The organism is Enterobacteriaceae bacterium ESL0689, assembly GCA_029433525.1.
In the GTDB taxonomy this organism is placed as follows: domain Bacteria; phylum Pseudomonadota; class Gammaproteobacteria; order Enterobacterales; family Enterobacteriaceae; genus JAQTIF01.
The window spans coordinates 1,550,474-1,563,980 of sequence record JAQTIF010000001.1 but is presented as its reverse complement, the minus strand read 5'-3'; the positions used below and the strand labels follow the sequence as shown (position 1 = coordinate 1,563,980).

At 51.8% G+C, this 13,507-nt stretch carries 7 protein-coding genes and 3 pseudogenes; 2 read left to right on the top strand and 8 right to left on the bottom strand.

Features of this window, described 5'->3' with window-relative positions:
• Positions 1–46: 46 nt before the first annotated feature.
• Positions 47–1,039, bottom strand: a pseudogene (locus PT300_07635) (glycosyltransferase).
• Positions 1,040–1,162: 123 nt separating this feature from the next.
• On the opposite strand from PT300_07635, the gene PT300_07630 reads away from it, so the two are divergent.
• Together PT300_07630 and PT300_07625 are read left to right on the top strand one after the other, a co-directional pair.
• Positions 1,163–1,471 (top strand): hypothetical protein, encoded by a 309-nt coding sequence (locus tag PT300_07630; protein ID MDF7680466.1) that lies wholly within the window; start codon positions 1,163–1,165, stop codon positions 1,469–1,471.
• 54 nt (positions 1,472–1,525) lie between these two features.
• Positions 1,526–1,804: pseudogene (locus tag PT300_07625) on the top strand (integrase).
• 230 nt (positions 1,805–2,034) lie between these two features.
• Here the strand turns inward: PT300_07625 and PT300_07620 are convergent.
• The 7 genes and pseudogenes from PT300_07620 to PT300_07590 form a co-directional block, all read right to left on the bottom strand.
• Positions 2,035–5,453: pseudogene (locus PT300_07620) on the bottom strand (ImcF-related family protein).
• Positions 5,454–5,470: 17 nt separating this feature from the next.
• Positions 5,471–6,655, bottom strand: a complete 1,185-nt coding sequence (locus PT300_07615) for a hypothetical protein (GenBank protein MDF7680465.1) — start codon at positions 6,653–6,655, stop codon at positions 5,471–5,473.
• A 2-nt stretch (positions 6,656–6,657) separates the two neighbouring features.
• Positions 6,658–6,915: a PAAR domain-containing protein gene (locus tag PT300_07610; protein MDF7680464.1), complete on the bottom strand. Its 258-nt coding sequence runs from the start codon at positions 6,913–6,915 to the stop codon at positions 6,658–6,660.
• A gap of 378 nt (positions 6,916–7,293) precedes the next feature.
• Positions 7,294–8,262, bottom strand: coding sequence for an SUMF1/EgtB/PvdO family nonheme iron enzyme (locus PT300_07605; protein ID MDF7680463.1), 969 nt, complete (start codon positions 8,260–8,262; stop codon positions 7,294–7,296).
• Between the two features lie 10 nt (positions 8,263–8,272).
• A complete protein-coding gene (locus tag PT300_07600) occupies positions 8,273–10,165 on the bottom strand; it encodes an ATPase (GenBank protein MDF7680462.1) in 1,893 nt (630 codons plus the stop codon).
• Between the two features lie 29 nt (positions 10,166–10,194).
• Positions 10,195–11,163: an SUMF1/EgtB/PvdO family nonheme iron enzyme gene (locus PT300_07595; GenBank protein MDF7680461.1), complete on the bottom strand. Its 969-nt coding sequence runs from the start codon at positions 11,161–11,163 to the stop codon at positions 10,195–10,197.
• Between the two features lie 10 nt (positions 11,164–11,173).
• Entirely contained in the window at positions 11,174–13,507 is a 2,334-nt protein-coding gene (locus PT300_07590; GenBank protein ID MDF7680460.1) for an ATPase, read from the bottom strand.

Below are 13,507 nucleotides of genomic sequence, written 5' to 3'. Positions count from 1 at the left end.
GCAAACTATACTTTGAGCGCGACAGCTCAACGGCTGGCGCTTTGATTTATATCGATCGTTGCTGTCCTGACGAAACGGGAGAGTAATAAATTTTACGAGCCAGCTTCAGGAGGAAAAAAGCATCGCTCAGGCTGCTTATGCCGGGCAGTAACTGGCGAAAGGTTATCCGTGCGTAAAAGCTGATACGCAGCGCTTGCTGGTTACTGACTCTGCGACGGTAGAGTCCGAGAAAATGGCGGCACTCTACCAGAGCATGCCTGACCAGGGCGCGTCGTGTAGCACTGTGTTGCTGTTGCGTACTGAGAGCGAGAATCTCCGCGATCACATCAATATAGCTGGCCGCGCGGATATCGTAATAATCCTGACGATGGGTAATGGATGCGGGATTGCTTATGTAGGTGTAGTCCCTGCGATCTGCGAAATAAAACCGGCCGTTTCCGGCTGCGAGGTGGATTGTCCAGAGAATATCTTTGTGGCTTTTACCTTCCTGGAATCGCAGGTCATGCTTGCGGATATACGCCGAACGAGCGAGCTGTAGCCACAGGTAGTGCGGCCATTCGCGCTGTTTCACGCAATGGCGTATCCACTCATGGCCGGTGAGCGTCTGACCGTAAGGTTGTTTGCGGTGTACGGGGGCGAGTTGGTGACCGGTACCGTCGGCCCGCCAGCCATTGAACACGGCAACATCGGCCTGAGCTTCATGAGCCGCGTGCAATCGTTCCTGCAAAAATCCGTCGGCTACCTGATCATCGGCGTCCAGAAACACCACCCACTCACCACGGTGCATTTCCAGCGCAGCGTTACGTGCGGCATACACGCCCTGATTTTCCTGATGGATAAGAATCAACCGCTCATCGGTGATAGCACTGAGAATATCCCACGTCCCGTCGGTATCAGGCTCGTCTATCTAACTGAAGCCCACCAATATCAACATTCTTGTGACTGTAGAATCACCTGCATGTTGATTCAATAATACCAATATACTCGCGGCTGTATATGGAAGGATTACCAATTCTGAATACCAAAGTACATTCTGCAACACTTGAAACAAATACAGGAGCAACCGGAAAACTCGTTACCGGCACGCAGTTCCTGATTATCTTGCTGTAGTCCACAAATCCTACCCAGAAATGTTATCCACTAAACAATGAGGAGCCCTGTTATGCTACCCTTTTTAAGTACTGGCGGTGCTAACTACGATTCCGTAAATGGTAAGAACACCGTGCCATCAAATAGCATTCAGATAGATGTAAAAGTTCCTGTTCAACCATCAAATTTTGTCGTTTTGCAGGAGGGGGCCTTAATGGGGGCCTTTTTATTTATGAAATACGATAAAAACCATTATAATCAATGTAATTATAAGCCAAAAACGATTCCGAGTCCGGGCACCAAATTCATATCAACGGACCTCCACGGAGGTCCGTTTTTGCATTCTAAGTCCGTCAAAACCAATACTTCTACAATCCCTTAACTCCACCCAACTCAATCAACTTCAACCCACATCAAGTCCCTTGCGAGGGTACAACTGAGGGTAATGGGTTACAACACGAAAGTAGATGTATGTGGCCATGGCTTCAGGGCAATGGCCTGCAGCTCGCTGATTGAGTCAGGATTATGGTCCAGGGACGCTGTGGAACGCCAAATGAGCCATCAGGAACGTAATGGCGTACGTGCGGCCTATATCCATAAAGCGGAATTTCTGGATGAGTGCAGGCTGATGCTGCAATGGTGGGCTGATTTCCTGGATGCCAACAAAGATAAATCAGTTAGCCCATTTGACTTTGCAAAACCCCAGTCCCGATAGCAACGCCCCAAAGCCAATAAGAAAAATGCAGGATTCAAAACGCGTGGGTCGCAATACTTCCTCGTGCATCTGCTGGAAGTCATCGTTATAGCCCGGGTCTTCGCCAGCGGGCAATTACCCGGACAGCGGTTGCAGCCAGCTGTCCCACTGCGCCACACGCTCACGGGTTACGACAAGTCATGGTTCCTGTTCTGTCTGGCAGGCACTGAGTAAGGCATTGCGCGTGCTCATCAGTAGACCTCCTCTGCATCACTGGCCGCGCTGGTGGACATGTCTGACGCGACCACGCCGGTCGTGCTGAAGATGGTTTCCGGCAGGCGGAAATTACGCAGCTTCAGCAGCGCCAGCGGACCCTCACCAGCTTCGGTACGCAGGGTGTAATTGAGCATACGACCATCCGGTGCCTTCCAGCTCAGGCTGTAACTGCTGCCCACGCCCGGATAGGCACTGATGGTGGCTTTATCGAGCAGGCGGATAAGCCCCCAGCGACCCGGAATATCGGCGTACTGACGGGTTCCGTCCTGCGTGCTAATCCAGCTCAGGCTGGCCCCCGGGGCGTCAGTATCCGCAGGCCAGGTGAACCGCTTCCATACTGGCATCTGGTTCACATAGGTCAGCTTCTGGCTGTCGATAATCATGTCGGTCTGCATCACCCCACTGGCGGTGCCCGGGCGCAGTTCGAAGTTCAGACCGGCATTGCCTTCGGTAAAGGCCACATCCGAGATGCGACTCAGGGTGTTAATGGCGTTGAGGAATGCCGGGTTAAAGGCGAGCCCCTGCGAGTTGATGCTGTCAGGCACCCAGTGGTTGCCCTCTTTGTGCAGCACACCTTTGAGGCGGGTCTGCAGGAACCGGGCGATACGTCCGGAATCCGCATTAAGGTATTTAGCCAGCAGTGGCAGGGAAACATCGCTGCTGGCGTTATTGAACGGATAACGGCCACCAAAGGCACTGTTCCACTCGGCCACCACCGCCTGCTGCCACTGGGCATTAAGGCTGTCGGCTGCCGGGGTCAGTACCTGTTGCCAGGCCTGCTCCATCGGATTCACAAACACCGTGCGCCCAAATCCGCCCCACTCCTGCCCCAGACCGGCAGCAATCAGGCTGCCGTAGTCGCGGGTTTCGGTCAGGTCAACGGCTTTACCCTGGAATACGGTCTGGGCGATGGTCTGGGTCATTGCCTGCGGATCAGCGGCATTAGTCACCTGTTGCAGGCGCAGTCGCACCTGGGTCACGCGGATCAGGTATGACTGCAAACTCAGCGACTGTACTCCGGTGTTGCTTTTATCCATCAGTGCCAGTACCGGACCAAAGGTCGCATCCAGTGGGCCGTGTACACCAGCACGCTGGTCAATGGCATCCCTGTTGTCACCACCGAGCAGATTTTTGGCTGATTTCACCAGGGAGTCGGAAATCGCCTCGCCAGTCTGCCCGGTGCGCCCCTGCACGTTCAGGGTGTTCATCAGCGCCACCAGCGGTGACTGGCGCACATCGGCCATCAGGGTCAACTGGTCAATCGCGTCCGACAGTGTGGCGGCCTGGTTCCAGCGCAGGTCGTTGAGAAACGCCAGCCACGCCCCGCTGAAGTCGGCAAAGTAACGCTCCGTCAGGCGCTTTTTCAGCGCTTCTGGCGAGATCTCGTCCTGTTTATTCACCTGATGCTTACTGTCAGTCAGCACCCAGTCGAGTTCGTCCCGGCGGGCTTTCACCACTTTGTCAATCGCGGGCTGCACCGCCTGCTCCCAGGCCTGGCGGGTAAACATCCCCGGTACGGTTTCCGTAGAGCTGAAAAGCCTTGAGGCATCCGTATCCCCGGTCATGTCTTCAAGCCGCATATCGACATACAGGTGCGCCACCTGAGAGAGCATTTTCTGGTACAGGGATGATTCGCTGTTACGCACACCCATCAGGCGAACCAGCAGGGAACGCGCCTGGCTGACCATGTTTTCATCAGCATGCAGTTTCCACTCAGGATGTGTGGTCAGTTGTGCGCCATAAAACGATAACAGCGACGGGGCCAGGCCCTGCCAGACACCGTCTTTCACACCATCACGTTCTGGCCAGTCGCGCAGCAGCGCAGCGCTGAACCAGGCGGCTTCCATATGCTCCGGACGGGCCAGCATCAGGTAGAGCTTGAGCTGCTGCCAGGCGGTTTTTGCCATCTGCTCACGCAGCGGGCTGTCAGGCGGCAGTGCATTAAAGGCATTAATCTGTTTTTGCAGATGGTTTGCAGAAGCATCCCGCAACAGCGGCAGTGCGCTGTCCTGATAGTGTGGCCAGAGTGCTGCCAGCAGGGCATTATTCTGACTCAGCCCGGCCTGCTGATACCATGGCACACCATGCTCAGCGCGGTATTGCAGACGGGCCAGCGTTTTCTGGAGTTCAGACAGCGCGTGCAGACGCTGCGCCAGCGGTTGATTCTGTCGGATGGCAAGTTCGGCCTGAGCATGCGCAGCATTAATCTGGTTGCGGTTGGTGACATACGCGATGCCCATCCACACCGCCCAGCCCACCATCGCCAGGGCAGCAACTGGCGCAAACACTTCACGCCATTGCATGCCCGGCTTGCGCGGACGCAGTCCGGCAGGAAGCATGCGAACAGATTCAGGCAAAATATCCCAGCATCTATCCATGCTCCAGTGATGCGTCATCGCAGGTTCGTCACTGGCAGAGGCCTGACTGAACATCACACCGGCCAGCGGCAGCGGGCGGTACGGATTGAGCATCACCGACAAGGGCGCGGTTACACTCTCCGGTTCATCAATCAGCTGCCCGGCAAGCGACAGCAGAAAGTGGTGTTTAGCATTATGACAGCTCTGTTGCACACCAGCGAAGTCAGATCCGGCGTCAGGGCGGAGAGTTGATCTGCCAGCGCTTCAGCACCACAACCGGCAGGCAACAGGCAGCCTATCGCCTGCACGATACGACCTTCCCGCTGACCGGCGCGCAGATGCAGGGACCAGACATACAGGGGAAGTTTACAGCCAAGCATTTCCATCCGGGCGCGGATGGCATGAGACAGAGAGTGCATAGTGCTTTCTGACGGTATCGGTAATGGCTGCTCCAGACCCAGTACTGACAGCCGATCGAATGCCGAGGTCACCCACACCAGACCATCCAGCGGACGGCGGCGCAGTTTACGCAGCGCAGTCAGCCAGGCACTGTCCGCTGGGGTATTAAGGTCTCCGCCCCACAGCAACAGCGTGCCCCGGTCTTCCTGCCAGAGCTGGCTGGTGAGGCCGGGAGTGAGTTGTTCCACATCGCTGACTGTGCCGGTGATGATCAGAATACGAATTTTGCTGGCCCAGTTGCGGTGATAAATAGTGCGAAGAGACTGGCGGATTTCTTTAACAACCTCAGAATGTCGGTTGTTATTCTGTTCATCCTCAGGCTGTTCTGGTTGCATCCCTGTCAGGGCTTTAAATCTCTGCATAAAACGTAAAGAAACCAGCCACTCCCATAACTGCGCCAGCAGCGTGTCAAACAGTAAAATCCCGAGGCAGACAGCGACCACAATAAGTGATGCCATCATTTTTTTCTCTTGCCCGGCAAGCCTGACGAACGGATTGTTTAACCAGATTAATCCAGCACTCACGACAAGAATAATCGCAACAATAAGCCAGGTGCTGATTCGTTTTTTCTTTATCATGCTGTTTTCCTTCAATATTATCCCTGACGCACGATTGCCTGATGCGTGGTTTTATCGGTCATCATTACCCACTGAGGTTTACCGGATGTTATGGCGTGCTCACAGGCACAGAGCAATGCAATATTTCCCAATGCCGCTCCGGGATGACCAAACAGATCATCCGTAATATAGCCTTCGTCCTGTCCCGGGGAAAAACCAAGCCTTTCTGACTGCTGAATTAACCGCGTCATCGCCTGTTTATCGACCTGCCACCGCCAGAGCGTGTGGGCTTCATCCGCAGACAGCTTTCCCCAACGCAACATATCTTCCAGGGTACAGGCATCTTCCGTGGCGATGACGGGACGATGAATGACGGCCTCAGGTTTAACCTCATGTTGAGCGAGCCACGACGAAGAAGCCAGCAACAGTGCCGATATCGATTCAGACTGATAATCACGGGGCTCCATAAACAGATTGATTTCAACAGAAAGCATCAGCGCCGCCTCATTCCGATCGAGCCACGCATCCAGCCACATCATGCCATCGTCTTCCTGCTCTGCCACAAACGAATCCACGGGATATGACGCCGGAAATATGGCCTGCCAAATCCGGGTGATTTGCGCATTATCCAGAGAGCCATCGTGCCGGAGACGAACAGACAATCTGTCTACAGGTAGCATGGACAAATCCGGCTCCAGCATGCGCAGAAGCCGGGTGATATATCTGGTTAACCGCGTACTGTAGTTTTCCTTTGAGAATTGCGAAGTGGAAGGCTCAAGTCGGGCCGTCGTCAGTGCGTGCTGAAACGGAGCAAAACAGGTTGATTGCAGCTGACTACCATGGTTTATCAGGGCAGAGGCCAGTTTATGACAGGCAATGGGGGTGATATACGCTTTCCCCAAAACGCCTGCCGGACGCTGTCCTCTCGTCACTTGTATATCATGCTGCTCCTGATGAAGATGATTCCAGTAGCTCACGCGATCACGTTCATTTTCATAAGTGCGTAGCCGAAAGGCAAAACAGGCCAGTCCGGCAGACAGCGGTATGGCAACAAGACAAAACCAGAACCATGCAGAGTGCGTGGACATTTTCTCCGGCCATAAATAAAGCGCCAGGATCCCTCCCGATACGGCTATCAGCATAATCGCAATAAGCCACCGGAATGCTGAAGGCGGTTCAGGAAGCAGGATTTTCTCTGGTATTTTTTTTAATTCAACGGGCATAACTAACGCCTTCCGGCATGGGGGAGAGAGGTAATTAAGGTACAACCGCAACCACAGCGATGTCCGTGAAGGGCAACCGGTTTACCATTAATTTTTGAGCCTTCATCACCTTCAGCGATAGATGTTATTCCATGAGCAGGACATGACACTCTGTCCCCCTGGCAGGATACCTCTTTCCCCTGAAATTTAACCCCACTGCTGCCTTGCAAAACTCTTCCGCCACTTGAGGTGGCATCACCGATTCGAATAACACCAGGCATAATTTATTCTCGTTTATAAAATTTATTTTACATTTTCATCAGTAACAATCATGGTCGAACCTGAGATATTAATATCCTGTAATAGAGATAACCTCTTCACTTTGCTATCAGGTTTAGAGCCTGGCCCACCAGGCGTTATTGGCGCAGCCAGTTTGGACACGGACAGCGCGGAGAAACCGCAGCGTACACAGAGTACATGAGGATTTCGAGCACTGCCCAGGGACAAAATGGCAAGTAAAATAGCCTGATGGGCCAGGCGCGTCATTTCCGTAAATTACGCTTCGTACATATATTGCACGCTATTTTACCGGGCAAGTAAAATAGCCTGACTGGCCAGGCTATTACTCTTTAACAACGGTATTCTTTATGACCCCCCCTCTATTTCACCGCTTGTGGGCTGTTAACGACACAGCGAACTGTTTTATCAGTAAGCACGTCAGTTTGGGGGTTTTGGCCAAATCGGGCAACCGTCAGGCCATTAAGGGGGCCAGAACGGCTAACCCCTCGTAATACTTTATTGTAATTACCTTCATAATCTTTATACACTGGCTTTTCTGGGCCCCGGGGATCAACAACCGGAGAGTGATGGTAATAGTCCGGATCATACCAGTCATTGATCCATTCAAGGCCATTACCCGCCATATCGTAGAGTCCCAGCGGGTTAGGGGGATAACTGTCCACCGGTAAAGCAACCCCGGTTCCGCCAGCCAGACCCATTTTCCTGGCAAAATCTTCACGATCCATTGAGCCAGAGATATTAATCCCATGGTTAATATCCTTCATCTCCAGTACACCACTGTTGGTGCCCACAATAATGAACTGTCCCCGACTACGGGCCACATACTCCCACTGCGCTTCTGTCGGCAGGGCAAACGGCAGGCCACTGACCTTTCCCAGCCAGGCGCAGTATTTCTCCGCATCGTACCAGTCCATATGCGCAGGCGTATCCGGCAGCTTATTTAACGAATCCATTCGCTTTTGTGTCAGTGAGTTATCCTCTTTTTTTAGCTGTAAACCATTCAGCTTCAGATAAAGCTGATATTCCTGATTGGTGGTTTTAAATTTACTGATCGAGTAGCTGGTTAGCGTCACTTTATGCAGCGGTTTACTGTCCTTCCTGGTGTCGAGCTGGATCTTCTCCGGGCCATATTTTGCCCCGAAGTCGCCCATCAAAAAATCACCGCCTTCGACAAAGACCAGATTCGATTTGACCTGGTGAATCAGGCGCTGTAATTCCGCGTTATGCTGTGTGTTCTGTCCGCTGTCCAGCGCGGGCTTTATGGCGGGATTATTATCACAGCCGCTCAGCAGTAACAGCGCCAGTAACCCGGTTCTGTATTTGTTCATTATTGTCTCCTTAAGCCATTTGCATCATGGTGGCTTCGCTGGGACCAAACTCACCGCGCTGTGGAAAGTGGGGATTCGGTGCACGATTCAGGTTATACCAGTAGGTGTTATTCATCGCCAGCGCATAGCCCAGGGAGCGCTCCTGTTCGGTTTTCAGGCGCTGGTAGATTTCTGACAGCGCCTGCAGCGCCAGTTCAGCAGCCCTGCGCTTCATATCCTGGTCACGATTAAAGCCTTCCTGAAGAAATTCTTCTAACTGCCGCTCCTGCTCCTTTAGCACCCGCTCCTCATCGTCATTCTGCGCAAGATCGGAACCGTCCTTATTACGATGACACATCACCTTAGTCCACTCACGCTGGCTCTGGATGCTGTACAGTACCTGAAGAACCGCCTCTTTCCGGCTGGAATAGATATCCAGCAGCAGGTTGCCGCGGTTGCCTGGATCAACATGATCCCACAGTCCATGACGGGTCAACAGATATAATAAAATCCCTTTCGCCTCCGGGGTATAGATTAATAGCACTTCTGGATCAGCGATAATATTTTCCGCTAACTGATTGCGTTTTTTAGATGCCTCCCTGTTTTTATTGCTTTCATCAATTAAATTCTCCACAAAGCGTTCAAATTTTTTCTGAACGGCATCCATATTATTTTCCATTGCATTAAATGTGGCATAAACATCTTCCTCCAGATCCACCATCTTCATCACACATATTCGGGTAAAGGTTTCAAATGCCTCTTTTACCACCAGGTCAAAAAAACGATAGCTCAGAACATACAGCTGATAGGCCAGCCAGCCGCCAAACTCCGCCAGGGATTTGGCCCCCACTTCACAAATAAACGCCCCTTTTGCGCCGACACCACAGCACAGGCTGGCGGCAACCTTAAAGCAGAATTTACCATTAATAAAGGTGCACAAGAATTTAGCCCCTGCCCCAATCCCCGCCAGGCCAGCAATGCTGGCACCAATCGTGGCAAAATCGGTAAATTCCCCGGTCGTTTTGGTGATAACGGTACTGTCCGCAGAGGGCGGCGGCGTGGGCTTCAGCCACTGAAGGGCGCCTTTAAGCGCGTATTCAGCACTGGCCCCCGCAAAGACCTCTGCGGAAACAGTCACGCCTTCATCCTCTTTTTTCATTTGCCGGTAAAACTGGCCGCTGCGGCCTGACTGACGCTCATGAAAGCGCGGCAATCGCCCCTGGGGCTGACCGGTAACAATCTGCAGCACGTCATCCTTCAGCATGACCTGAAGCTGGCCCTCTATCTGGACCGAAGCACCGACAAAACCAATGAGCTGGTTTTCAATGTAAATCCGCACCACGCCCATATTCAGCCCGGTTAATACCTGCTCCATCTTAGCGGCCTCACTCTCCTCCCCTGGAATATAACGTAAATCCCAGCCCAGCCGGTCCGGAATATAAAAGTCGGCGCGTCCGATACCTGATGCGATCGAAACCGTTGTTTTTGCTTCCCCTTTAACTTTCAGGCTTCCTTCATTGAAGTCAAATTCCGCCTCTGCGCCAAGATTAGAAATAAAGCGCATAAACTGTGCGGCACCCGACAGTTCAATACCGTTATCAAAACTATGCGAACCAGCCACGCTGTCATTCCAGCTTTTCGCCCAGTCAAATAATGTCTCATCCAGATTATAATCATCCAGATTGACATAATCTTTAAGTTCCGTTTTTAATTTCGGTAATAACTCCCCGCTTAACTGCTCTTTCAGTTTTGTGGTATCAATCTTTCGACGACCGTGACTGTCAACCGTATAGATACTCTCTTTTCCGGTTGCGGTGTCCTTATTCTTCAGTTGGATAGTACGCCACTGCTTTCTGGCGCCAGCCTGAGAACGCCCGCCGGGGCATTCAGAATGGCGCTCAGCAGTAGCGGAACCAGTAACCAAAAAGCTATCCGGAATATCATAACCCCCCTCTATTTCACCGCTTGTAGGCTGTTGACGGCACAGCGAACGGTTTTATTAGTCAGCACGTCAGTTTTGGGATCTTTACCAAATCGGGCAACCGTCAGGCCATTAAGGGGGCCAGAACGGCTAACCCCTCGTAATACTTTATTGTAATTACCTTCATAATCTTTATACACTGGCTTTTCTGGGCCCCGGGGATCAACAACCGGAGAGTGATGGTAATAGTCCGGATCATACCAGTCATTGATCCATTCAAGGCCATTACCCGCCATATCGTAGAGTCCCAGCGGGTTAGGGGGATAACTGTCCACCGGTAAAGCAACCCCGGTTCCGCCAGCCAGACCCATTTTCCTGGCAAAATCTTCACGATCCATTGAGCCAGAGATATTAATCCCATGGTTAATATCCTTCATCTCCAGTACACCACTGTTGGTGCCCACAATAATGAACTGTCCCCGACTACGGGCCACATACTCCCACTGCGCTTCTGTCGGCAGGGCAAACGGCAGGCCACTGACCTTTCCCAGCCAGGCGCAGTATTTCTCCGCATCGTACCAGTCCATATGCGCAGGCGTATCCGGCAGCTTATTTAACGCATCAGCCAACTCCTGACTTAGTGAGTTATCCTCTTGTTTTAGCTGTAAACCATTCAGCTTCAGATAAAGCTGATATTCCTGATTGGTGGTTTTAAATTTACTGATCGAGTAGCTGGTTAGCGTCACTTTATGCAGCGGTTTACTGTCTTTTTCGGTGTCGAGCTGGATCTTCTCCGGGCCGTATTTTGCCCCGAAGTCGCCCATTAAAAAATCGCCCCCTTCGACAAAGACCAGATTCGATTTTACCTGGTGAATCAGGCGCTGTAATTCCGCGCTGTGCGGTGTGTTCTGTCCGCTGTCCAGCGCGGGCTTTATCGATGGATTATTATCACAGCCGCTCAGCAGTAGCAGGGCCAGTAACCCGGTTCTGTATTTGTTCATTATTGTCTCCTTAAGCCATTTGCATCATGGTGGCTTCGCTGGGACCAAACTCACCACGCTGTGGAAAGTGGGGATTCGGTGCACGATTCAGGTTATACCAGTGGGTGTTATTCATCGCCAGCGCATAGCCCAGGGAGCGCTCCCGCTCGGTTTTCAGGCGCTGGTAGATTTCTGACAACTCCCGCATCGCCAGTTCAGCGGCCCTGCGCTTCATATCCTGGTCACGATTAAAGCCTTCCTGAAGAAATTCTTCTAACTGCCGCTCCTGCTCCTTTAGCACCCGCTCCTCATCATCATTCTCTGTAAGATCGGAACCGTCCTGATTACGATGACACATCACCTTAATCCACTCACGCTGGCTCTGGATGCTGTACAGTACCTGAATAACCGCCTCTTTCCGGCGCGGATAGATATCCAGCAGCAGGTTGCCGCGGTTGGCCGGATCAACATGATCCCACAGTCCATGACGGGTCAACAGATATAATAAAATCCCTTTCGCCTCCGGGGTATAGGTTAATAGCACTTCTGGATCAGCGATAATATTTTCCGCTAACTGATTACGTTTTTTAGATGCCTCCCTGTCTTTATTGCTTTCATCAATTAGCGTATTTACAAAGGTGTTAAACTTACTTTTAACGTCATCCATATCATTTTTTATTACATTAAATGTGGCATAAATATCTTCCTTCAGATCCGCCATCTTCATCACACATATTCGGGTAAAGGTTTCAAATGCCTCTCTTACCACCAGGTCAAAAAAACGATAGCTCAGAACATATAGCTGATAGGCCAGCCAGTAGCCAAACTCCCCCAGGGCTTTACCCCCCACTTCACAAATAAACGCCCCTTTTGCGCCGACACCACAGCACAGGCTGGCGGCAACCTTAAAGCAGAATTTACCATTAATAAAGGTGCATAAGAATTTAGCCCCTGCGCCAATCCCCGCCAGGCCAGCAATGCTGGCACCAATCGCGGCAAAATCGGTAAATTCCCCGGTCGTTTTGGGGATAACGGTACTGTCCACAGAGGGCGGCGGCGTGGGCTTCAGCCACTGAAGGGCGCCTTTAAGCGCGTATTCAGCACTGGCCCCCGCAAAGACCTCTGCTGAAACAGTCACGCCTTCATCCTCTTTTTTCATTTGCCGGTAAAACTGGCCGCTGCGGCCTGACTGACGCTCATGAAAGCGCGGCAATCGCCCCCGGGGCTGACCGGTAACAATCTGCAGCACGTCATCCTTCAGCATGACCTGAAGCTGACCCTCTATCTGGACCGAAGCACCGACAAAACCAATGAGCTGGTTTTCAATGTAAATCCGCACCACGCCCATATTCAGCCCGGTTAATACCTGCTCCATCTTAGCGGCCTCACTCTCCTCCCCTGGAATATAACGTAAATCCCAGCCCAGCCGGTCCGGAATATAAAAGTCGGCGCGTCCGATACCTGATGCGATCGAAACCGTTGTTTTTGCTTCCCCTTTAACTTTCAGGCTTCCTTCATTGAAGTCAAATTCCGCCTCTGCGCCAAGATTAGAAATAAAGCGCATAAACTGTGCGGCACCCGACAGTTCAATACCGTTATCAAAACTATGCGAACCAGCCACGCTGTCATTCCAGCTTTTCGCCCAGTCAAATAATGTCTCATCCAGATTATAATCATCCAGATTGACATAATCTTTAAGTTCCGTTTTTAATTTTGGTAATAATTCCCCGCTTAACTGCTCTTTCAGTTTTGTGGTATCAATCTTTCGACGACCGTGACTGTCAACCGTATAGATACTCTCTTTCCCGGTTGCGGTGTCCTTATCCTTCAGCCGGATAGTACGCCACTGCTTTCTGGCGCCAGCCTGAGAACGTCCGCCGGCTCGTTCAGAATAATAACCCTGGCGGGCATAGACATAACGCCGACCCAGCCGCTGATTCCCCGGTCCCCTTCTGCGGGTATCGAGTAACGGCAGCAGCTCCACCACATCCTGATATCCCATATTATTGGTTTCTCCATCCTTAAGTTTATCCAGCAACGCTGCCCGCTTTTTTTCCAGCGTGGTTTCTGCGGCAACAACCTCCGCCGCCTGGGCGTCAGTATCCGCACCGCCCTGCTGTCTTTGCTGACCATATTTTTCCACTGCCGCAGAATAAGCATGGTTTGCCCGATGGAACTCATCAACACACACCATCATCTCCAGACAGTGCGTTTCAAACTCGCCCGCGTCCTGCGCAGGAATGACAATACATTCTTCAGTTGCAGGACGAAAATAGAGCTGCCCTGATTCGTGACAGACTTGTGTGATATTATTGTCAGATTTACTGAGCCGACATTCAGCATCAGCATTCGCTTTCGTAACCAT